This window comes from Candidatus Zixiibacteriota bacterium (assembly GCA_036397555.1).
Classification (GTDB): Bacteria; Zixibacteria; MSB-5A5; order WJJR01; family WJJR01; genus DATKYL01.
Genome location: DASWIS010000001.1, coordinates 65,903 through 88,313, shown reverse-complemented (window position 1 = coordinate 88,313; position 22,411 = coordinate 65,903). Strand labels below are relative to the sequence as shown.

Here is a 22,411-nt window from a genome sequence, read left to right as displayed (position 1 = left end):
GCTGTACCATAGAGCACGATTGTGCGCGCGGAGGGTGCGTGCGGGGGCCGATGCCGATACACAAGCGATTGTCTCTTTGCTTTCAGGTCCCCGTGGCACTCGTCATCGCGTTTGTGACGCTGTCTCTGATTCTCGCAACAGCTCCTGGCACGCACGCCGAAGTCATCTCCGTCGATACCATCGGTCCCATCGACTACGTCGCGCGCATCAGTGCACCGCGTGCGTCGGGTCACGACGGCCCGAGGGTGGCGATCGCTCTCTCCGGCGGCGGCGCTCGCGGATTGGCTCAGATCGGCGTGCTGCGCGCGTTCGAAGAAGCGGGTATTGCCATCGAAGTAATCTGTGGCGTGTCGATGGGCGCGATCATCGGCGGGCTGTACGCCTCGGGAATCGGCCCTGATTCGTTGGTGGCGCTGACCCGCTCGGTCGATTGGGGCGCGCTGTTGGAGAACTCACCCCCCCGCGCGCGTCTGCTGTTGTCGCAGAAAGACCGCTCGGCCAACTGGTTTTTGTCGCTGCCGATGCGCGGACTACAGCCGCAGTGGCCGACCGGTGCGACCAGCGGGCAGGGCATCTACAACTTCCTTGCGCATCTGACCCAGGGGGCATCGTACCGATGCGGCGGTGATTTCGACCGGCTGCCGACGCGTTTCCGCGCCGTGGCGACCGATTTGGTGAGCGGCGATCATATCGTCTTCGACTCCGGCGAACTGGCCTTCGCGATGCGCGCCGCGATGGCGTTTCCATTGGCGGTGACCCCTCTGCGCAGCAATGGGCGGCTCTTTGCCGATGGCGGGCTGGTCGATCCGTTGCCGGTGGCGTTGACCCAGTCGCTGTCGGACGCACCGGTTGTGGCGGTCAACACGGCGACCGCGCTCGAAGAGATCGACCGCATCGGAGACCCCTACGTGGTCGCCAACCAGGCCACCACGATCATGACCGCGCCGGCGTTGGCGACGGCGTTGGCGCAGGCCGATTTTACCTGCGAGCCATCGGTGGTCGGCATCGCCAACTATGATTTCGACGCCGTCGATTCGCTGATTGCCGCCGGATACGCGGCCGGACAATTGCTCGCGCAGCGGATCATCGCGTCGCAGTCGGCCTCGGGCGGACGATCGCTGCGTTCGGGCGGAATGCACTTCGCACCGTTGCATGCCGTGGACGGACTGACACCGCCCGACTGCCCCCCCGCCATTGCCGAATGGGTCGCAGAGACGACATCGGTCGAGCTTGCGCTGGTGCGCGATTCGGCGCGCACTGCGGTGGCCTCAGGATGGTGGAGCAGGGCAACTTTGTCGCACGTCATTGTCTCCGATTCCGGCGGCGAGCGCATGGAGCTATCGGCCCAACGCGCGCCCTCGCTGCGCGTGATCCGGTTTGAGGGCAATTCGGCGTTCACGGAGACCGAGCTCAAGCACGCCATGGACCTGCCGATCGGCCATCCGGTCGCTCCCGATGAAATGATTGCGGGGCTGCGACGGGCGCGCGATCAGTATGAGCGACGGCAATACACGCTGGCCGACATTCGCGATGCGACGCTCGACAGCGATGGCGTCCTGACGGTCTCGATCGACGAGGCATCCTTAAGCGGTGTCGAGGTCGAAGGCAACCAGTCGGTGCGCAACTGGGTTATCCTTCGCAACTTCCCGCTGCAACGCGGGGCGCCGTACAACGCCCGCCGTGTCGCCAACGGCCTTTTCGATCTGCAGGCCACGGGACTCTTCGATCAGATCACCGCGCGGGTTGTACGGACCGACGCCGGGCCGATTCTGCGGCTGACGGTCACCGAAAAGACCACCGATGCGTTGCGATTGGGTTTGCACCACAATCTGGAATATCAGACCGAGGGATTCATCCAGTGGGCCAACATCAATCTGTTCGGCCTGGGCAACGAATTCACGGCGCACGCACAATACGCGCCTCGCCGGGAGTTGTACTTCGGACAGATCGATTCCGACCGCGTCTTTCGCTCCTACATGGCGGCGCGACTGGGCGTGTACTACCACCGTCAGCGGCGGCATTTCTATGCCGATCACGTGAGCACGGGCGACTTTCAGACCAAACGCACCGGCGTGCGGGCGCGTTTTGCCCAAAACATCTCCCGGTTCGCGCAGCTCGCGGTCCAAATCAGCACCGAGCGTCTGCAATTGGAGATCGATTCGACGACGTCAAGATTGCAGCACGCGCGTATTGCGCTGGGAGCGCACTTAGACGATTTGGACGAGCGGGACTTTCCTCAAACAGGCCGACGTCTGTCGGCGGAGTTGATCTGGGCCGACGATTTCCTCGACGGCGACATCATCTACCGCGCCTTCTTCAGTGAGGCGTTGTGGGTGATTCCGTTCCGGGATCATCTCATCTTGCTGACCGGCGCTCGTTTCGGCACGGCCGATCGCCAGCTCCCGGTCTATGAGAAATTCGCGCTCGGCGGTCGCCGCTCGTTAATGGGCCTCTACGAAGATGAGATGCTGGGCGATCACGTGCTGGCGGCCAATGTCGTCATGCGGTACCGCATATATTCGCGCAGCTATACGCTGGCGCGCCTCGATGTCGGCAATGCCTGGCGTCACGGCGTCGACGTCGACTTCTGGGGAACACTCCGCGCCGGACTTGGGATGGGACTGATGTTCGACACGCCGCTGGGGCCGTTGACCATCCTGCAGGGGTTCGCCGACGGCGGCGATGAACGCTTCTACTTCAGTTGGGGATACGACTTCTGAGAAACCCCCGGTCGCGCGCCGATCACGTTTACAATCCAGATCCCGGCCAGTACCAACGTCGCACCGACCAGCGTGGCCGGTGTGAGTTTTTCATCCAGCACGATCCATCCCAGGAGCGTCGCCACGATCGGCGTGACGAATGCGATCAGCGATAGACGGCTGGCCTCCATGATGCGCAACAGGTAATAGTACGTCACAAAGGTGAAGACAGAGCCGAACAGCGACAGGAACAGCAGCGCACCGACAGCCGATTGCGTCCAATGAAAATCTCCGATGTCCTCGACCAGGGCTGCGACCGGTAACAGCACCAGCGTTCCCAAAGACATCTGAATAAAGTTGAGTACGAACGGGTCATGTCGGGTCAGGTGTTTCTTGATGACGATTGACACGATGGCGGAGGCAATGGGAGAAATAAGCATCAGTGCGGGCGCCCACCAGCGAGAGGTGGCCGGCGCAGTGGTCCCGCCGCCGAACACAACGATGACCCCGCTGAAACCGATGACCAGCCCGAGTGTCTTGACCGGCGTCAGGCGCTCATTGTCCAGATAGAAATGCGCGCCGACCGCTACGAAAAACGGAAATGACGCAAACAGAATCGCCGCCAGTGCGGCATTGATATACTGTTCGACGTAGTAGACGGTCGCGTAGGAACCGAAAAACATCAAGAGACCCGCAACAACGATCCAACCCCAGGGCGCTGTGCGTTCCGGCCACGGTTTACGCATCCGCCAGACCCATACGCCGAGAATCGCCGAGGCAATCAGGAACCGCAGCCCGGCGCCGTAGAAGGGGGGCGAATCGCTCAGCCCGATCTTGATCGCCACCCACGTCGCGCCCCACACCACACACAGTGCGGCGATCAATAATGAATTGAGCATGTACGTCTAATTCGGCTTGGTGGATTCCATGGACTCGAATCGGCGGCGCTCAGTGGGAAGTCCTGCACGGTCGGCTATGTGCGCAGGCAAACGACGGTGATGTCGTCCATGACCGGGGCATCCTGCTGAAACGTCAGCACGCTCTTGACGATTTGCTCCAGCATCGGCTGCGCCTGCTGCGTGCGGGCGGTACGGAGCAATTCCTCCAGACGCTCTTCGCCATACTGCTCTTCGGCCGGGCTTTCTGCTTCCGTGACACCGTCGGTGTAGATGACAATCGCTTCACCCTCGCCCAGCGTCAGGGTTTCCTCTTTGTAATCGGCCCAACTGAAACACCCGGCGAGCGGGCCGCCGGTTTCCAGCAAGGTCATGTTACCGTCGGCGGAGAACCGCATCGGCGGATTGTGCCCGGCGTTGCAGTAGGTCAGTGTGCGCGACGCGGGATCGTAGACGGCATAGAATAGCGTGACGAAGGTCTTATTATCAGTCGAGGCAATCAGAAATTTGTTGGCCGCGCTCATACAATCGGCGACCGTGGCCGCGATGCGGGCGCATCCCTGCATCGTGGCTTGCAGATTGGCCATCAGCAATGCCGCCGGGAGTCCTTTGCCGGAGACGTCGCCGACGGCGATTCCCCAGCGTCCCGACTCCAATTCGATAAAGTCGAAGTAGTCGCCGCCGACATCGCGTGCCGGGTGCGATTGCCCGGCCAACTGCAAACCGGCGATCTCCGGCATCTTGCGCGGCAGCAGCATCCGCTGAATGGTGGTGGCGTTACGGACATCATCCTGCAGCCGCTGCAGTTTCTGCTCCTCCTGGTAGAGCCGGGCGTTCTCGATCACCTGCGAACATTGCGCCGCGATGATCGCCGCCAGTCGCGCGTCCTCGTTGGTGATTTCCCCCTCGCGTTTATTGAAGAGGTTGAAGATCCCTATCAGCCGCCCCTTGAGTTCCAGCGGCACTGAGAGCACCGAATGAATTCGCAGGTCGCGCGTGTCCGAACCGGTAAAGCGTTCGTCCTTGGTGATGTCGTTGACGACCAGCGGGCGGCGGTTCTTGTGCATCCAGCCGGTAATCTGCAGTCCGATTCGCATCGGCAAGGCATCCTTGCCCTGCTGCATGACGCGGATCAGGGTTTTCGTCGGATCTCCCGCATCGGCCCCGAAAAGGTGGATCACCCCCTGCTCGACACCCAGTCGTTTAACCACTTTGCTGACGATCAACTCGTTGATCGCCTCCGGCGACATGGTAGAGTTGATCGCCAGGGCGATTTCGTTGAGAATGGAGAGCTCCTCGACGGCGCGGTGCAGACGGCTGTTTTCGTCACGCAGACGGATGAGCTCTGAGGGGTCGGCGGTCAGACTGTCCTCTTTCTGTTGCTTGAAGATCGCGGCCACAAAGATCGCTCCGATTGGAGTAGGTTCAAGATATTCAATGAGTTGGGGAAATCAATGGAATTGCCGGATTGAGGCATACAGGGGACTCTATCGAAGAACGGATTTATCACCCTACGGCAGGGTTGAATAGTATCCCACACGGTCGATACAAATGTCATCCACGTCGCGTCATGGCTCTTGACTATATACTGTAGTTGAGGTAAATTCCAGTGAGTCTGGGACGGCAGACGATCTCCATAAACACTTGTAGGATATACGACTGTCAGAAATCGCGGTCAAGGTGAAACCTTGTGCCCATTCTGCCGATTTAAGGTAGTGGGCCGGAGATATGGCCTATGGAAGTGTTTATGAAACACGTATCCGATACTGGTCAGCCCGCCGCGGCGGGCCGGGGCATTCTTCTTCGTGGATTCGTCAAGAAAGAGGGGGATCGCTGGGTTTCGATCTGCATCGACCTTGATATAGCGGCGGAGGGAGATACACCCTCGATGGCCGCAAATGCCTGTATTGAACTCTGCTTCGAGTACGTAAAGTACGTTTGTGAGACTTACCCAGACAAGATTGGCGAGTATATCCCGCGACTCGTAAAGCGTGAAGATGTACTCAAGGAGTTTAACACAGCTTCATTCTTAGACCCTCTCCGTTCTCTCAAAACAAAAAGACCTCGCACAAGATCGAGGTTGCAGCCCTTCAGCACGACCATTGACCCATCGCAATTAGCCGCTTGCGCATAGCAGTTTGCCAACATCCAGTGGGCAAACGTGACATTGCGCGAAATCAGAAGAAAGCTCCGTACCCTTGGGTATGAATGCGTCCGCACCGGCGGGCGCCATGAGATTTGGGACAACAAGTCCGGTCATATCGTAGTTGTGCCAAAGGGTCGAGGAGATGTCGCCCCCGGAACCCTGCGAAGCATTGCTCGCCAAGCCGGTTGTAGTTCGGAAACTTTCAACAACATATAAACAGAAGCATCGGGTGCCAACAGTTTGGCGTTGGACCACAATGTGTTATAAAACTGTTGAGCGTTTTCTATTGACTTTTGCACGTTCAATCAAACATCATTGTGATGCGACCACGTATTACCCACTGAAGGGGTGATCTTATGGTGGATGTTAGGGGATTGACGGACGGGGAGTACGAGGAATTTCTGCGATGGGTGCGGAGCCGAAAGGACTACTACGAGCGCTTGTCTGCTAAGCTTGAACGTGCAGGCAGTCAGGCCCATGCGCAACAGGCAGACCTGCTTCATGGGCCTGAGTCGCAATCGCAGAACGGGGAACTCACGTCAAAGATAGTCTCGGTGATGCCGCGAAATATGTGGGTCAAAAACCTCCTTATCAGACAAGCACTCAAAAACAGATACGGAATTGATATTGGAAGGACGACTTTGAGGGAGCATCTGACGAAAGGCGAGGGACTTTATTTCAAGCGCCGAGGCAATCGAGGCAGTAGTGCGTGGAAGCTTATTGAAAAAGCGCCATAAGAAAGCGGGCCGCCAGCAGCAACTGGCGGCCCAATTCGGACAAAACCAGTGACCGTGCAGATCAAAGGAGTCGCCCATTGTTCTACGTAGTCTGCTTCTACTCAGTTTGGCCGCGCGCGCCAACACCCTTTCCCAATCCCCCTTACGGGGGCATGAATTAACGGCGGCCCGCCTGTGCAACCAGACGGGACCGCCAGAGCCGGACACCATGCCAGAGACAGGGTGCCGACCCGCTGAGCCCTAAGTAAGCGTCCTGTCTCTTGCAAAAGCAAGCGAGTTTCAGGTGCTTACTATTCCTCAAGTCATCGACAGCTTCGGTACGACCGAAGCCTGTCTCGCATACATAGAACAACACCGTTGGCCCGATGGTCCCGCCTGTCTGCGGTGCGGATCAATCGCATTAACCCGGATTGAGACCCGCCACAAGTGGGAGTGCCGGGATTGTCACTTTCAGTTTCGCGCCACTGTTGGCACGATTTTCCACAACAGCAAGGTCGAATTGCCCAAGTGGTTCTTGGCGGTCCATTTCATCCTGTCCGGTCGGAAAGGGTATCCGGCGAAGCAACTGGCCCGCGATCTCGGACTGCCCTACAAAACGTGCTGGTCAATGCTCCATCGCATCCGCAAGGCCATGGCGAACGGTAACCGTCACAAGCTGGCCGGGACTGTTGAAATGGATGAGACCTACGTCAAGTGCCGGAAACCCGATAGCAAAGGCGAGAAGCGAACGAGGAAAGGCGGATCGGACCCATTGACCCATGTCGTCGCATTTGGAATGAGGCAACGACGCGGCGAAGCGCGGATCAAGATTGTGCCGGATACAAAGCAGTCAACCGTGTTCCCGATCATTGAGGCAAATGTCCGCCGTATGTCGATGTTGCACACCGATGAGGGGTTTCTCTACAAGCGCATCGGGCTACGAGGTTTTAGACATCGTGCCGTGCAACACGCGACTGAATACGTAGACGACCAAGGGACCCACTGCAACGGCGTCGAATCGCTGTGGGCTGTCCTAAAACGTGGGCGCTATGGGGTTTATCACAAGATCGGGCGCAAATATGCCCAACGGTATTGCGATGAGGTCGCTTTCAGGATCAATCACAACGGAGACGGCTTTCGGTCCGTGTTTGCCAACTGCGAGAATGGCTTTGACTCTGAACGCCGGACAGCCGATCCTAAAATCCGGGAAACTGCGGTAGAGTGATATGTCCGTCGAAGAATTAGAAAACATATTTCATTATACTCCATTATACCGTATAATACACTAATTGCACAGGGATCTCTCGATGGCAAACCCAACCCTCCAAGACACCATCTTCCTCACTGCCGCCGAGGTGGCGGAGACACTCAAGTTGCATCCTCAGGTGGTCGCGCGCAAGCTGCAGTCCGGGGAGATTCCCGGCTACAAGATCGGCAAAGACTGGCGCGTCGCCGACCGTGAGTTGGCATCGTGGCTGGCCGAACGCTCCAACCAGCGGCGTCTGACCGAGCGTCAAAAGACCGAACGCTCGTTTTTCCGCGACGGCCGTCTGGTCGAGATTCCGGCACAGCGCAAGAAACGACGATTCATTCTCGAACGGCTGCTGACCGAGTTCGACACCACCAAGGTGTACACCGAGCCAGAGGTCAACGCCATCCTCGGACGCTTCCATCCCGATGTCTGCACGCTGCGCCGCGAGTTCATCACGGAGAAGATGATGCTCCGTCAGGGCGGCAAGTATCATCGGGTCACGTCGTATGCCCCACAAGGCGGCTAATCGCGCCAAGCCCCGTCCGCGCGTCCATTGGTGTGCGGGTCAGCCTTCGGGTTGACCGTCGGGAGACAGCGCGGCGCACCGGGTCGATATCAAACTCTCCCCTCCAGGTACGCCTTGCGCCGCTTCGCGGGAAACTTCTCGATCGCATACCGCAGCATCGTGCGCGGCATCTCTTTGTAAAACGCCCGCAAAAACTCCTCCTCGGTGGCACGGTCGCGGTTGCCGATCTCGCGGAGCATCCAGCCCACCGCTTTTTGCACCAGGTCTTCCTCGTCATGCAGCAGGATCTTCGCGAGCGCGAGCGTCGATGCAAAATCGCCCTGTTTGATAAAATGATACGAAGCGAGAACCGCCATGCGCCGATCCCAGAGACTTGCGGAACGCGACAGCTTCATCAACGGGCCACGGCTGCGGTCGTTTAAGTACGGCCCCAGGATCAAATGCGCCGAGGCATCGACCAAATCCCAGTTGTTGATGTGCCGTCGGTGATTGAGATACAGGTCGTAGATTTGCCGTTGAGTCGCCTTGTCGCCGCGTTTGAATTGATCGGTCAGGATGATGAGCGCCAGCAATCGGTCTTCATGGTACGTCGACGCCAGCAGGGAAATCACCTCGCGAAGCGGCAAGTCGCGGTACTGGCGCGCCAGCTTGCGGGTGACCGGCACACGAACCCCGCGAAACCGATCATTCCGGCGATACCCGGGCTTGGGCGGCAGGAAGTATCCCCTAAGGAAGTCGGCTTTCTTTTGATTCCCAAGGGTCCTTAGCTCGGCCCGGACAGCACGGAGTGGCATGGATGGTCTCGCATGATTGTTGCACTAATGCGGCATCACCCGCCCCGGGTGACGCCGTCGGGGCGCTAAAAATGAGTGCGCACGAAGCCGGAATCAAAACATGATTTAAGGTGATTGACTTGGGCGTTCGGCTGTGCATTCAACCTGAGGAAACCGGACCATGATCCGGAGGAGCTTTCGAATCCATCCCGGAGTGCGCGCGATGAACACAAAGAGAACCTCCCCAAAGCTGAAAGCCGCCAAGACAAAGGGAGCAGACGACTGGCGGCAGAAGTCCTTCGCTTCGGTGCGCACACTGATCAGGCAGGTAGATCCCGACATTGTCGAAGAGATCAAATGGCGCAAGCCGTCAAATGCGATGCGCGGGGTTCCGGTGTGGTCACTCAACGGGATCATCTGCACCGGCGAAACCTATAAGGACAAGGTGAAGCTTACATTCGCCAAAGGCGCCGCACTGGCGGATCCCTCGCGGCTGTTCAATTCCAGTCTCGAAGGGAACACGCGCCGCGCCATCGACGTTTTTGAGGGCGACAAGATTGACAAGACGGCATTCAAGGCATTGCTTCGAGAGGCGATTACCCACAATTCCTCAGAGAAAACGCACAAGAGCGGCTGACAGAATGAGAATCGGCAATTCCCATGTGACCCGGCAGACGTCTCGACGCCTTGTGCCATGTATGGGAGGGCGAAGCTTCTGCTGAGCCTGCCTGTGACCGAATGCCCGGCAAATCCGTAGACATACTGGATGGTCTGACAGAATAATGGCGAGTGGATAGGACGAGCTTTACAACAACACAAATTCTCCAGGGAGACCAACCGTGGCAACGAACACGATCCGGCTGCACCGGGTGCTCAAAGCACCGCCCATGCGTGTCTACAAGGCGATCCTCGACCCCGCTGCGAATTGCAAATGGCTCCCGCCGCACGGCTTCACCTGCACGGTCCATCAGCTCGATGCGAAGGTGGGCGGCACTTACAAGATGTCGTTTACGAATTTCTCCACGGGCAAAAGCCACGCGTTCGGCGGAAAGTATCTGGAGCTTGTGCCGGGGGAGCGCATTGTTGCGACCGACGTGTTTGACGATCCCAATCTCCCCGGCGAAATTCGCACGAACTACACATTGACCAAAGTCTCCTGCGGCACGGAGGTGCATATCGTCCAGGAAAACGTCCCAGAGATGATCCCTCCGGAGGCGTGCTATCTCGGCTGGCAGGAGTCGCTGGAACTTTTGGCGAAACTGGTCGAGCCGGAGATCCCCGACGGGGTTTGATACGCTCACAGTGACAAGTAGAGGCAAGCACGATGGCCGGCAAAAAACCGACGAAGTCTGCCAAAGTTACATCGAAGCGCAAAACGAAGCGCGTTGCGACGAAGCCGAAGCTCCTCTCCGGCGGCAATCCGCAGATCGCCAAGGGCGACGGCGACGGGCCGGTGCAGGCATACATCAAAGCGATGCCGGGCTGGAAACGGGATGTCGGGCGGCGTCTGGATGCGCTGATGGTGCGCGCGGTGCCGAATGTGCGCAAGGCGGTCCGTTGGAATTCACCGTTTTACGGCATCGAGGGCAAGGGCTGGTTCGTCGCCTTTCATTGCTTCACGAAGTACATCAAGGTGGCATTCCTCCAAGGCAAGTCCCTCAAACCCATGCCGCCGGTCGATTCCAAAGACCCCGATGCGCGTTACTTCCATATTCACGAGGGTGACACGCTTGACGAGGACCAGCTTGCCTCGTGGTTTAAGCAAGCGAGCAAACTGCCCGGCTGGGGGAAGGTTTGACGGCCGCGGACTCCGGCTGAAACCCGGACCGAGAGTCCGGGCCAACCGTCGCGATTATTCCGCGATCTCAGAGTCCGAAAGAGTTACGATTGATGCTTCGCCTGCCGGCGCGACGTGCAAGTATGCGCTTCCGTTCCCGTCCATTCTGATTGGGTAGTACCGTCCGAGACGGCGTCCCAATCGTCTGAATTGCATCTGCTCATCATCATAGAGGAAAAACGAAGTCCAGAACTCTTTCCAATGATACCTAATCACTGGTGATGTATTCGTCGGTCCATGTAGTAGCAAGAGGTCATCTAAGAAGTGGAAGTGATTTGCACCCAGTGCCGACACTGTCTCTTCTCGCGCAAGCCGAAGAGGCTCGGACGAGTCGGAGCCGTCAGTGATTGCGATTGCCCACATCAAGCCGTAGCCACCTTTAATATCGAATAATTGTGCAATCAATCGCTGTCGGATCGGGTCGACAACCAGCGCCCTGAGCTTGCCGTCAAATTGACGATTCCAGAGTTGCTGACCGTCAAAGTCGACCGCGCACGCTCCGTCGGAGTTGTTCAGGAGGATCGCGGGAGGATCAAGCGAGACCTGGACTGCCACCGGGGACTGATCCTCCTGGAGATTCAGTACTGAATTCCATAGTGTTTTTCCATTCCGTGCATCAATGCAAGTGATGGTATCCGATCCATTGGGAACCAGAGCAAGCAACGAATCGTCAATAAATGCGCATGTCCAGCCGCAAAGCCCCCATGCCGTGTGCTCCAGAGTGATTTGCCCCGTGCGATTGTAGATGCGGAACGGTTCAAACGCATCGGCTGGTGCTGTAGCGGCGAAGTACCGGCCGTCAGGAGACGACAGAAGGCCTCCCTGTCCGCTGACGGAGAATAATGCTGAACCACCCGTGGTAAACACTCTCGATACGTAACTCTCGATACCACGCAGTTGACAGACAATAAGACTCGACGCCCTCCGACAGAGCGAGACATACTGAATCTGTGTATTGACTGAATCTGATTGCGCCCAGCGGAATCGCAATTGACCGTCCAAACCGAAGACACAAACTACGGAGCTATCGCGTTTATGCAGGACAAATGCGATTGTGCTGTCCGTCAACGCAGTCTGCCAAATGTGCGCGCCTTCGAGCGGGAAGGTGCGAATGACTGACGATGTGCCCTTATTTGAATCACGATCGGTTTCGCTCGCGGTTGCAATGTGGCAAGCGAGCAGATACACAATACCAGTTAAGAGCCGAACTTGCATGCCGACTAGCCCATCACACCCTATCCCACCCTCATCTTCTTCCCTCTCAAGTACTGATCAAACCAGCGCAGTATATGCGAGAGTCGCGCCAGCCGCCGGTCGGGGCGGCCGTGGCGCGAGAGGCCGTGCGGTTCCTCTGGGAAGCGGACAAACTCGACCTTGCGCCGCAGCATCTTGAGCATCGCGAATAGTTGCTCCGCCTGCTCGATGTCGCAGCGCATGTCGTGCTCGTTATGGATGATCAGAAGCGGGGTGCGGATGTTCTCTGCGTACGTGATCGGCGACATGCGCTCCAGTTCGGCCTTGTTCTCCCACGGGTGATAGCCGAACTCCTTCTTCCACAAGTACCCGAAGTCGGACGACCCGAAGAATGACACGAGTGAAACGACCGAGCGCTGCGTGACCGCGGCCTTGTAGCGATTCGTGTGCGTCACCAGCCAGTTGGTCATGTATCCGCCGTACGAGCCGCCGGTGACGCCGATGCGCTTGCGGTCGACATACGGCTGTTTCTCCAGCCAGTCGGTCGCCGCCATGCAGTCTTCGTAGTCGACCGTGCCCCACCCTTTGACGATCGACGCGGTGAAGTCGCTGCCGCGTCCCTGCGATCCGCGCGGGTTGGTGTAGAAAACGACATACCCCTGTCCGGCGAGCATCTGCATCTCATGGAAGAAGGTGTGTCCGTACTGCGTGCGCGGCCCGCCATGGATTTCGAGGATCGCGGGGTAGCGCCGGCCGGTCTTGAAGCGGTACGGCTTGAGCACCCAGCCCTGAATGCGCATGTCATTGGTCGACTTGAACCACACTTCCTGGGGTCTGGCGATATGCACCGTCTTGAGCCAATCATGATTGAATCCGGTGATTCGTGTGGGCGTCGCCGCCGACGTCCCCAGTTCGAGCGTGCCGATTTCCGCCGGTGCGGCGGCATTGCCAAAAAGAAGCGCGGCACGTTTGCCCTTCTTGCCGAACGTCGCCGATTGAATATGCCACTGACCGCGCGCGACCGGCTTGGGATCACCGCCTTTTGCGGACACGCGAAACAAGAGCGTCGAACCCGTGTCGGTGACGATGTACAGAAGCGATTTGCTGTCGTGCGACCACTCCGGACGAATGATCCCGAAACCCTCACCGGTATCCGAGATTGTCAGGTCGTAGCTTTCGCGATCGAAAGTTGGCGTGATATCGCACGCTCTTGGCGTGCCATTGGCGCCGACGACCCACAGGTGATAGGGCACGACGCCCCACGGCGCATCGGGCTGCGAGTGGCCCAGGTATGCGATCAGTTTGCCGTCGCGAGAGTACGACGGCGCTTCGATCGGCCCTTCGGGCGTCGGTATGCGGCGCATGGCCCCGCCCTTGAGCGGCACGACGAACAGATCATGCCGATACGGATCGCGGTCGGGATCGGGGCGGTGGTTGGAGACAAACAGCACATCCCTGCCATTGGGCGAGACAATCGGCCACGCCTCGCTAAACCGTCCCTTGGTGAGTTGCCGTCCCGCGCCAGCGGCCACATCAAACGCCCAAACATGCCACTGATCTTTCGGATAAAACCCGACGCCGTCTTCGCGATAGGCCAGTCGCGTTATGTGCCGCGCGATCGGGGCTTCGCGCTTGGGCGGCTTGGCATCGGGATCGGACTTCTTGTCCGGCTTTTTCTCCGCGCCGGGTATCGGGTCATTCGCCCGAAACAGGCAAACAATGGTCTGGGAATCCGGGGAAAACGAAACGAAACTAAATGTGCCGTCCTTCTCGACCAACGGCTTGGCCTCGCCGCCGTCGGACGGTAGCAAGTGGATGCCGGGGTGATCGCCGCGTTTGGACACGAAGACAATCCAGCGCCCGTCCGGTGAGTAGACCGGCGAGGAATCGCTGCGCTTGCCGAAGGTGAGCTGTCGCAGGGCCGATCCATCGGCATTGCATCGCCACAGGTGCGATCGGTATTCCTTGCGGTCGTCGGGGATCGTCTCGACGACGCAGCAGATCTCCGTCTCGTCCGGCGATAGTGCCGGCGAGCGGACGAATTTGATGCGTGTCAAATCCTCGATAGTCACCGCCCGTACTCCGCTCTTTTTGGCTGGCACGAAGTCCCTCCTGCTGGCAATAGTCCGTTGCCGACGACCGCCTCGAGACTGCCGACAATCCGATAGCGTGGCGAAAACGGTCCGGGCCAACATATCCCCGGACACGGCGCGAATCCAACCGAATCCCGGCCGACGAAGTCATTGGCACGGTGGCATTGGTGTGCTATTTTGGGCGACCGCCCCGGGAACTGGCCTGCGGCGCTCAGGTTATCAATGACGACAGTCGGCCTCCCGACTTCACCTGCCCTGCTGGTCCGCTTGAGCCGATCTGACGATATATGAGGAAAGGACGGCATTCCGCCGAGCCATCGCGACTCTTCGGGGGGCTACGCAGTAACCCGTTATCCATCAGCACCAAACAAGGCGGCGCTGGGCAGTTGCGCTTAGCGTCGTTGTTGCAACAATTCGGGAGAATATCATGATGAGTCGGATGCATCAGGGATGGGTCAGTGTCGCATGTGCCGCAGTCCTGCTCTTGTTGGCCGCCGATGCCGGCGCGGGTCTCTTACAGCCGGAATTGGAGGCGCGGCTGAAGACCGCTGCGGTCGAGGAACGGCTGCCAATCGTGATACGCGTCCGTGGCGCGTTGCCGCCCGGCGCGCTCAAACGGCAGGTCGATACGCGTTATCCGCTCCGTGCCGATCGGCACAAGGCGGCGGTCGAGACGTTGCGAAACATCGCCACGGTGACGCAGACTCCGCTGGTACGAGAGTTGAATACCGCCTACTTCGATGACCGTGTCAGTGAAGTGAAAACGTTTTGGATCGACAACATCGTGACCGCGGCCGCCACGCCATCGGCGATCGCGGAGATCGCCGACCGCGCCGACGTCGAAGAAGTGATGCTCTACCCGGAGACCGGGCTCATTCAGCCCCTGGCATTGGAAACGACCCAGCGTGACGTGGCGCCCGCCGATGCGAGCGGCCAGATCAATGCCTCGCCGGGATTGCTCGCCATCAGGGCCGATCAACTCTGGGAAATGGGGATCACCGGAAAGGGCCGTCTCGTGGGCTCATTGGATACCGGCGTCGACGGCGATCATTTCATGCTCGAAGACAAGTGGCGCGGCAACAACGGATACTCGGCGAAGGAGTCGTGGTTTGATCCGATTTACGGTTCGGTCACACCGCGCAGCTTTTCCGGCAGCGGCACAACTCATGGCACTCAGGTCATGGGCATCATGGTCGGCGTCGTTCCGGATCTTGGGCCGACGCTGCCGGAGTATACGATCGGCGTTTGCCCCGACTGTCAATGGATGTCCGCGGCCGCCATCGATATCCCCTGCCCCACCACCGATCTGTTGTTCTGCGGGAATCTCTTCGAGTCGTTTCAATGGCTGGCCGAGCCCGATGGCAATCCCAACACCGAAGCCGACGTCCCTCATGCGATCGCCAATCCCTGGGGGGGTGTAGAGAACCCGGCCTTCGGCTGTTCCAATGTGTTCTGGAGCGCTGTCGACAACATTGAAGCCACCGGAGCAGCAATGGTCTTCGCCGTCGGCAATTGGAATCCTGCGGTCCAGTATTCCGACCGCGCCTGGAACCCAGCCAATCGCATCACCTCCGATGTCAACACGATGTCGGTCGGCATGGTCGATACACGCACCGACCAGGAGAACCCGCCCATTCACCCGCAGTCGTCGCAGGGACCGTCGGGGTGCGACAACATGACATTCAAGCCCGAAGTCGTCGCGCCGGGGGTCGGTGTTCGTTCGATCAAACCCAACAACATTGTCGAGCCCATTCAGGCCGGGACGGCCACGGGATCATCCTTCGCGACACCGCATGTCGCCGGTGCAATCGCTTTGCTGGCGGAAATCAACCCCAACGCCACGGTCGATGAGCTCAAACGGGCGCTGTACAACTCCGCTCGCGACTTGGGACAGGACGGGGAAGACAATCTCTACGGGCGCGGCATCATCGATTTGCTGGCAGCAAAGGACATGCTCCCGCCGAACACGCAGCCCTCGCTGTTTATCAAGCGCGACGATTACGTACGGCCGGCGCCCGGCGCTGGCGCCGACATCGTTCTGACGCTCTGCAATGTCGGTGCTCCGGCAAGCGGCGTGGCGGTCGAAATCATCTCGCAGAGCCCGCTGGTGACCGTACTCTCCGGGACCGCATCGTTCGCCGACATGCCCAACGATGGCGACTCCGCCCGAAACAGCGATGACCCGTTCCAGGTATCAGTGGATGCGAGTGTGCTGTCGGGGGAACGCTACCCCGTGCGGTTCGAGATGACCGCCGGCGGCGGGTATCAGAAGACCTGGCCGGGTGCGATTCAGATCGGACCCGCGCACACCGTCGAAGTCTTCACGCACGATGCGGGCAATTTCGAACTGAGTGTGTCCGCCTTCGGCACCTTTGGGCTGCAGCCCGACGCCCTCTCGCCGCATGGCTCCGAGGGTGTCGGTTTCCTCTACGGAGGCGATCCGACACAATCTCTGTTTGAAGGCGCCTTCCTGGTGGGCACCAACGCCACTCATGTCTCCGACAATGCACGCGACGAGGCGACGTTTCCCGATGTCGATTTCGACGTCGACGCCGGTGGCTACTTCGACATACGCGAGCCGGGCCAGCGCTATGCTGAGGAGACGCGCTCGGCGTTTACCGACCGCTACGCGGAGATGCCGATCGGCCTGTTCATCGAACAGCGCACGCTGGTCGACGACGATCCCGCGGCCGATGACTACTGCATCGCCGAATACACGATCACCAATCGTTCTGGGGCGACGCTCAACGGGCTACGGGCAGGTTTGTACTTCGACTGGGACTTCCCCTGGACCGGGGCGGTCGCCTCGCGCGACGGCGGCGGGTATGTCGAATCCGAGGGCTTGGGGTACATGCGGCATCGCGACGAAACACAGTTTCGCGGTCTGGCGGTCATCAGTCCCTCGGGAACTTCGTCGTACCGATACCTGGACAATTTGACCGAATTGTTCGATCTCAACGGCTTCACCAACGCAGAAAAATGGTCCGCCATGTCGGGCGGATTCCTCCAGACCGAACCGCCACAGGAGGGCGACGGCTCGCACCTGATCGCCGCAGGACCGTTCACGCTGGCCAACAATGCGTCGGTGACGGTCGCGTTTGCGATCATCGGCGCGACCAGCATGGAGGGGATGGTCGCATCAGTGCAGAATGCGCGCGGGGTTTACAACGCGGGAACGTTTCGCGTTTCGCCGACTGTCCTGCAATTCACCGGAACAGAAGGCGGGGCCGATCCGGCGAGCAAGAGTCTGACCCTCATCAACGACACTGAAAAACCGATCGGGTACTCCGTCGACATGATCCCGAATTTCGCCGACGTGCTCCCGGCATCCGGAACGGTCCCGGCGCAGGGCCAGGCAAGTCTCGAAGTGACCGCGACGGTCGGCGACCGCCTGCTGGGCACTTACGCCGGGAACATCGTCATCAACGGCGCCGACGATCCACCTTCGATGTTTACGGTCCCGACGACGTTGATCGTCAAATCGCCGGTCACTGCGCCGGTCATCCCCAATCCGTTCAATCCGAAAAGCGAAGTCGTGCGCATGAACTTTGAGTTGGACGATGCGACGGAGCTGAAGGCATCCCTCTACGACATGGGTGGCGCACATGTCATCGACCTTGATTTGCCGAAGTCCAGCTATGGCCCCGGCGCGGAGTTCGTCGAATGGGACGGCCACAGCGATAGCGACGATATTGTTGCGGATGGCGTGTACATTTGCCGCGTGTACAGCACCGGAGCGTTGAGCTTTTCAAAAATTTTCAAGATTGCGGTAAAAAAATAGTGCTGCATCGTCCACCTCTGGTCCCCGATGAATTATTATTCCATCCGGTGATGCAGGTTTGGATCGGGGACGCCGACGGGACGCGTCGTTGGCAGTCAGGGGACCGGCCCGCTCGTCGAAACGATGCGACCAGTACTGCCGGTGCTTCGTCTGCTGAGCAATCGGATCAGCGATGACAGATGACCTCATTTATGTCCGGGAAGGAGTGTCAATGAACGTCAGTATGATCTCGAAACGATGGTGGGGCGCCTTGACGATCCTGGGAGTGGCCCTGCTCGTTTCCGGGCCGGCCTTCGCCGAGCTGCCGGCCCTGATCCCGCGCGAATTGCTGTTCGGCAATCCCGTTCGTGCGCAAGCGCGGATCTCCCCCGACGGCACCCGTATGTCGTATCTGGCGCCGAGAGACGGCGTGCTCAATGTCTGGGTCAAGACCATCGGCCGTGAAGACGACCGCGTGGTCACCAACGACACATTGCGCGGAATCCGCATTCACTTCTGGGCGTACGATGACAAGCACCTTTTGTACATGCAAGACAAGGGCGGCGATGAGAACTGGCGCATCTACGCGGTCAATCTCACCGACGACACCGAACGCGACCTGACGCCGTTCGACAGCGTACAAGCAACTCCGGTCGCGCTGGATCCGAATTATCCCGATGATGTGCTGTTTCAAATGAACCGGCGCGACATCCGGCTGATGGATCTGTACAATCTGAACCTCGTCACGGGCGAGACGAAGATCGTCGGTGAAAACCGCGGGGATATCGTCGGCTGGGTTCCCGACAACAAGTTCAAAGTGCGGGGCGCATTCGCCTCGCTGCCCGACGGTGGTTTCTCGCTCTTGGTTCGGGAATCCGAAATGGACGACTTTCGTTCGCTCATCGAGTGGGATCCCAATGAGGACGGGACACCATACGGATTCACCGCCGACGGAACCGGGATGTACATCGGCGATTCGCGCGGCGCGAACGTGACACGACTTAAAGTGGTTAATGTCACCTCCGGTGAAGAGTCAGTCCTCGCCGAAGATGATCGCACCGATCTGGCAGAGGTGATGATCAGCCCGAACACGTACAAAGTCGAGGCGGTCTCGTACAATTACGACCGTGCCCGCTGGCAGCCCCTCGATGATACGGTGGCCGCCGATTTCGAAGCGATCCGCACCCTGGCCGATGGTGAGTTCAGCGTCGTCAGCCGAGATCGTGCCGACCGCAACTGGCTGTTGGCGTTCTCCGGAGACACCTTTTCAACGCGCTACTACGCCTACAGCCGCGATGCGAAGAAGGGGACCTTGCTGTTCTCGACACGTCCCGAACTGGATCGGTACACGCTGGCCCCCATGAAGTTCGTCGAGATACAAGCACGTGACGGACTGATCCTTCCGGCTTATCTGACCTTGCCGGTCGGAGTCGAATCCCGGAATCTGCCGATGGTGCTCAACGTGCACGGCGGCCCGTGGGCGCGTGATGCCTGGGGATACGATCCCGAGGCGCAATGGATGGCCAATCGCGGTTGGGCCGTGTTGCAGGTCAACTTTCGCGGTTCGACCGGATTCGGCAAAGACTTTGTCAACGCGGCCAACAAGGAATGGGGCCGCGCCATGCAGAATGACTTGACCGACGCGGTGCTGTGGGCCAACGAACAGGGATACGCCGACCCTGAGAAAGTCGCGATATACGGCGGATCCTACGGCGGCTATGCCTGCCTGGCCGGCGCCGCATTTACGCCGGAACTGTACTCGTGCGGAGTGGACATTGTCGGACCTTCGAACATCATGACATTGTTGGCCTCGATTCCACCCTACTGGGAGCCCATGATTAAACTGATGTACCACCGTGTCGGCGACCCAACCACAGAAGAAGAGATGCTTAAAGAGCGTTCACCGCTGTTTTCGGCGGACAAGATACGAATCCCGCTCTTGATCGGGCAGGGCGCCAACGATCCGCGTGTCAAACAGGCGGAGTCCGAGCAGATCGTGGCGGCGCTCAAGGCCAACGAGCAGTATGTCGAATACGTCGTGTATCCCGATGAGGGCCACGGCTTCGCCCGGCCGGAGAACCGCCTGGACTTCTACGGCCGTTCGGAGAAGTTTCTGAATCGTTATCTCGGCGGACGTCTCGAGAATTAGGTTCGATTATTCCGGCTTCGGATGTAGGGGCGCATGGCTATGCGCCCCTGCTTTTTTGAGCACCAAAGGGTGATTACCTTCGAATAATGACTCAGCCATCGCCAATCACCCAGAACATCCGTCAATTCGAAGACGCGCTCAACGCGGAACTGACTGTGCTCGGGCGGGAGCGCCATTCGGTGACATTGGTGGCCGTCACCAAAACAGTTCCGCCCGAGGCCATCGCGTCAGCAATCGCGGCGGGTCTCACTGATTTGGGCGAGAACCGTGTCCAGGAAGCCAAAGTCAAGATTTCGCAAGTCAGGGCCGATGCTGCGCCAACCTGGCATCTGATCGGACATCTTCAGACCAATAAGACCAGGGATGCGGTCGCGCTCTTTGATCTGATCCAGTCGGTCGATCGCGGGGAACTCGCCGATGCCATCGAGCACCGCAGTGACGCGGCCGGCAAGACCCAGGACGTCCTCATCGAGGTCAACACAACCGGCGAGCGGCAAAAATCCGGCTGTCGACCGGAATCGCTCGATGATCTCGTCGGCCACGTCGTCGGTCTGCGACACCTACGAATCCGTGGCCTGATGACCATCGGCCCGTTCGTCGATGAGACCGCCCCCATCGCGCGTTCATTCCGCACGTTGCGAAGCGCATTTGACCGCCTCGCCCGGATCGACCTCGGATTCGGCGCGATGCTCCACTGCTCGATGGGGATGAGCGGCGACTGGCGCATCGCGCTGGCCGAGGGCTCGACGATGCTGCGCATCGGCCGTGCCATCTTCGGCGAACGGCATTGATCTCATGCTCTGGAAGGGCACGGCGCCCGGCTGGTCCCGAACGAAGTGAGGGGGTGTCCCTGCGAGTTGCCAATTCAATCTCCAAACCCGCTTTTCTTGTCGCCACCGCCCCCCCATATTCGCCCCGCACGATCGGACTAAAACTTCTCGACTCAACGGAGACGACCATGGCCGACTGGCGCGCACAAATCGACGGGGCGACTGCCTCCATCCGCAAGCAGACTGACGCGAAACCGTCGGTCGGCATCATCCTGGGCACGGGTTTGGGGCAGCTCGGCAAGGGAATCGCCGTCGAGCAGTCGATTGGATATGAAACCATCGAGCATTTTCCACGCTCGACCGTCGAGTCGCATGCGGGGCGTCTGTTGTTCGGCAAACTCGGCGGCAAGTCGGTGGTGGCAATGCAGGGGCGATTCCACTACTACGAAGGGTACTCCTGGCAGCAGATCACCTTGCCGGTGCGCGTGATGCACAAGCTCGGAGTCAAGGTGTTGATTGTTTCCAACGCCTGCGGCGGCATGAATCCGTTGTTCACCGCCGGTGACATCATGGCGATCACCGATCACATCAATTTCATTGGCGGCAATCCGCTGATTGGCCCCAATCTCGACGACTTCGGCCCGCGATTCCCCGATATGTTCGAGTGCTACGATCCCGCACTCATCCGGCTGGCGGAACAGTGTGCGCTCGATTTGAAGATTCCGCTGAAGAAAGGCGTCTACGTCGCGGTCGCCGGGCCGAACCTCGAGACGGCCGCTGAGTATCGCATGCTGCGCATTATGGGCGCCGATGTGGTCGGCATGTCCACGGTGCCGGAAGTTTTAGTCGCACGGCAGCAGGGCACGCGCGTCGCGGGCTTCTCGATCATCACCGACATGGGACTGCCCGACAACCTGCATCCGATGAACCATCAGACCATTGTCGGTGTCGCCGGCAAAGCCGAGCCGATCCTGTCGAACCTGATCGGGGAATTCGTCAAACGGCTGCCGTAGGGGGCCGATTCGTCAGACCGGCAGATCTGAAGTTCTGCCCTCACGGGCCTTGGGGCCGTGATATCATATCGAGGTCAGATACCGCCGCGCATTCGTGACACCAACAGCAACACGATCTGCACAATCCCCAGCAGCGTCCCGAACGGCAGGTACCACAGCGATCCGACTGCGAAGACCAGCATGGCCGTCTGCGCCCACGGCAGCTTAAGCGCGAAGCAGACGATAGCGGCCAACCACGCGAATCCCAAGACCGCGAAGAGCGACTTCATGGTCGTCGAGCGCGGTTCGATCCCGACCGCCGAAACAAGCTTTGACCACGGGCCCAATTGGCCCGCGTACCGGCCCGACTTGGGCGTCACATAATCGCCGACGATCAGCGCACGAGTGCCGTCGAACGCCATCCACCCGGCGACCGTGGCCGCGGCGACGATTATGATCCAGCGTATCCACATAAGGATGACATGATCTGTACTTCCGACCGAGACTTGGCAATCACAACCCGTCGGCCTATTGCCTGCCGCTGGCTGTCCGACATATATTGACAGAGCCGTTTAGCCGGCCCGAGCCGACCATGCACGACGCGATCA

The 22,411-nt window shown here is 59.3% G+C and carries 16 protein-coding genes; 10 read left to right on the top strand and 6 right to left on the bottom strand.

Annotation, left to right across the window (positions count from 1 at the left end; translation table 11 throughout):
- Positions 1-92: 92 nt before the first annotated feature.
- Positions 93-2,720, top strand: a complete 2,628-nt coding sequence (locus VGB22_00380) for a patatin-like phospholipase family protein (protein ID HEX9749734.1) — start codon at positions 93-95, stop codon at positions 2,718-2,720.
- Here the strand turns inward: VGB22_00380 and VGB22_00375 are convergent.
- Both VGB22_00375 and VGB22_00370 read right to left on the bottom strand, forming a co-directional pair.
- Positions 2,693-3,598 carry an EamA family transporter gene (locus VGB22_00375; protein ID HEX9749733.1) on the bottom strand — a complete coding sequence of 302 codons (906 nt, stop codon included), beginning with the start codon at positions 3,596-3,598 and terminating at the stop codon, positions 2,693-2,695. The genes VGB22_00380 and VGB22_00375 overlap by 28 nt on opposite strands.
- Before the next feature lie 74 nt (positions 3,599-3,672).
- Positions 3,673-4,995 (bottom strand): GAF domain-containing SpoIIE family protein phosphatase, encoded by a 1,323-nt coding sequence (locus VGB22_00370; protein ID HEX9749732.1) that lies wholly within the window; start codon positions 4,993-4,995, stop codon positions 3,673-3,675.
- A 1,766-nt stretch (positions 4,996-6,761) separates the two neighbouring features.
- Here VGB22_00370 and VGB22_00365 point away from each other — a divergent pair.
- Together VGB22_00365 and VGB22_00360 are read left to right on the top strand one after the other, a co-directional pair.
- A complete protein-coding gene (locus tag VGB22_00365; GenBank protein ID HEX9749731.1) occupies positions 6,762-7,682 on the top strand; it encodes an IS1595 family transposase in 921 nt (306 codons plus the stop codon).
- A gap of 82 nt (positions 7,683-7,764) precedes the next feature.
- A complete protein-coding gene (locus VGB22_00360; GenBank protein HEX9749730.1) occupies positions 7,765-8,235 on the top strand; it encodes a DUF2087 domain-containing protein in 471 nt (156 codons plus the stop codon).
- 89 nt (positions 8,236-8,324) lie between these two features.
- Here the strand turns inward: VGB22_00360 and VGB22_00355 are convergent, their stop codons facing one another.
- Positions 8,325-9,029 (bottom strand): DNA alkylation repair protein, encoded by a 705-nt coding sequence (locus tag VGB22_00355; GenBank protein ID HEX9749729.1) that lies wholly within the window; start codon positions 9,027-9,029, stop codon positions 8,325-8,327.
- A 202-nt stretch (positions 9,030-9,231) separates the two neighbouring features.
- On the opposite strand from VGB22_00355, the gene VGB22_00350 reads away from it, so the two are divergent.
- The 3 genes from VGB22_00350 (at position 9,232) to VGB22_00340 (ending at position 10,806) form a co-directional block, all read left to right on the top strand.
- The gene (locus VGB22_00350; GenBank protein HEX9749728.1) at positions 9,232-9,645 is read left to right on the top strand and encodes a DUF1801 domain-containing protein; all 414 of its coding nucleotides are present in this window, start codon (positions 9,232-9,234) and stop codon (positions 9,643-9,645) included.
- 202 nt (positions 9,646-9,847) lie between these two features.
- Positions 9,848-10,300 carry an SRPBCC family protein gene (locus VGB22_00345; GenBank protein ID HEX9749727.1) on the top strand — a complete coding sequence of 151 codons (453 nt, stop codon included), beginning with the start codon at positions 9,848-9,850 and terminating at the stop codon, positions 10,298-10,300.
- 32 nt (positions 10,301-10,332) lie between these two features.
- Positions 10,333-10,806 (top strand): DUF1801 domain-containing protein, encoded by a 474-nt coding sequence (locus VGB22_00340; protein HEX9749726.1) that lies wholly within the window; start codon positions 10,333-10,335, stop codon positions 10,804-10,806.
- A 54-nt stretch (positions 10,807-10,860) separates the two neighbouring features.
- Here the strand turns inward: VGB22_00340 and VGB22_00335 are convergent, their stop codons facing one another.
- Both VGB22_00335 and VGB22_00330 read right to left on the bottom strand, forming a co-directional pair.
- Complete coding sequence (locus VGB22_00335; protein HEX9749725.1) at positions 10,861-12,060, bottom strand: hypothetical protein; 1,200 nt, start codon at positions 12,058-12,060, stop codon at positions 10,861-10,863.
- Positions 12,061-12,080: 20 nt separating this feature from the next.
- Positions 12,081-14,141, bottom strand: coding sequence for a S9 family peptidase (locus VGB22_00330; GenBank protein HEX9749724.1), 2,061 nt, complete (start codon positions 14,139-14,141; stop codon positions 12,081-12,083).
- 418 nt (positions 14,142-14,559) lie between these two features.
- Here VGB22_00330 and VGB22_00325 point away from each other — a divergent pair, with 418 nt between their 5' ends.
- The 4 genes from VGB22_00325 to VGB22_00310 all read left to right on the top strand — a co-directional run bounded on the left by VGB22_00325 (position 14,560) and on the right by VGB22_00310 (position 21,824).
- Positions 14,560-17,913, top strand: coding sequence for a S8 family serine peptidase (locus VGB22_00325; protein HEX9749723.1), 3,354 nt, complete (start codon positions 14,560-14,562; stop codon positions 17,911-17,913).
- 211 nt (positions 17,914-18,124) lie between these two features.
- Positions 18,125-20,041 (top strand): S9 family peptidase, encoded by a 1,917-nt coding sequence (locus VGB22_00320; protein HEX9749722.1) that lies wholly within the window; start codon positions 18,125-18,127, stop codon positions 20,039-20,041.
- Positions 20,042-20,127: 86 nt separating this feature from the next.
- Positions 20,128-20,832, top strand: coding sequence for a YggS family pyridoxal phosphate-dependent enzyme (locus VGB22_00315; GenBank protein HEX9749721.1), 705 nt, complete (start codon positions 20,128-20,130; stop codon positions 20,830-20,832).
- Positions 20,833-20,999: 167 nt separating this feature from the next.
- Positions 21,000-21,824 (top strand): purine-nucleoside phosphorylase, encoded by an 825-nt coding sequence (locus VGB22_00310; protein ID HEX9749720.1) that lies wholly within the window; start codon positions 21,000-21,002, stop codon positions 21,822-21,824.
- A 74-nt stretch (positions 21,825-21,898) separates the two neighbouring features.
- Here VGB22_00310 and VGB22_00305 read toward each other — a convergent pair whose 3' ends face one another.
- Positions 21,899-22,276, bottom strand: coding sequence for a hypothetical protein (locus tag VGB22_00305; GenBank protein HEX9749719.1), 378 nt, complete (start codon positions 22,274-22,276; stop codon positions 21,899-21,901).
- Positions 22,277-22,411: the final 135 nt, after the last annotated feature.

What these genes read in the sequence shown, in the direction of transcription:
- VGB22_00375 (HEX9749733.1), bottom strand. Translation starts at nt 3,598, where the DNA reads ATGCTCAATTCATTATTGATCGCCGCACTGTGTGTGGTGTGGGGCGCG.
- VGB22_00360 (HEX9749730.1), top strand. Translation starts at nt 7,765, where the DNA reads ATGGCAAACCCAACCCTCCAAGACACCATCTTCCTCACTGCCGCCGAG.
- VGB22_00355 (HEX9749729.1), bottom strand. Translation starts at nt 9,029, where the DNA reads ATGCCACTCCGTGCTGTCCGGGCCGAGCTAAGGACCCTTGGGAATCAA.
- VGB22_00350 (HEX9749728.1), top strand. Translation starts at nt 9,232, where the DNA reads ATGAACACAAAGAGAACCTCCCCAAAGCTGAAAGCCGCCAAGACAAAG.
- VGB22_00340 (HEX9749726.1), top strand. Translation starts at nt 10,333, where the DNA reads ATGGCCGGCAAAAAACCGACGAAGTCTGCCAAAGTTACATCGAAGCGC.
- VGB22_00335 (HEX9749725.1), bottom strand. Translation starts at nt 12,060, where the DNA reads ATGCAAGTTCGGCTCTTAACTGGTATTGTGTATCTGCTCGCTTGCCAC.
- VGB22_00325 (HEX9749723.1), top strand. Translation starts at nt 14,560, where the DNA reads ATGATGAGTCGGATGCATCAGGGATGGGTCAGTGTCGCATGTGCCGCA.
- VGB22_00320 (HEX9749722.1), top strand. Translation starts at nt 18,125, where the DNA reads ATGAACGTCAGTATGATCTCGAAACGATGGTGGGGCGCCTTGACGATC.
- VGB22_00315 (HEX9749721.1), top strand. Translation starts at nt 20,128, where the DNA reads ATGACTCAGCCATCGCCAATCACCCAGAACATCCGTCAATTCGAAGAC.
- VGB22_00310 (HEX9749720.1), top strand. Translation starts at nt 21,000, where the DNA reads ATGGCCGACTGGCGCGCACAAATCGACGGGGCGACTGCCTCCATCCGC.
- VGB22_00305 (HEX9749719.1), bottom strand. Translation starts at nt 22,276, where the DNA reads ATGTGGATACGCTGGATCATAATCGTCGCCGCGGCCACGGTCGCCGGG.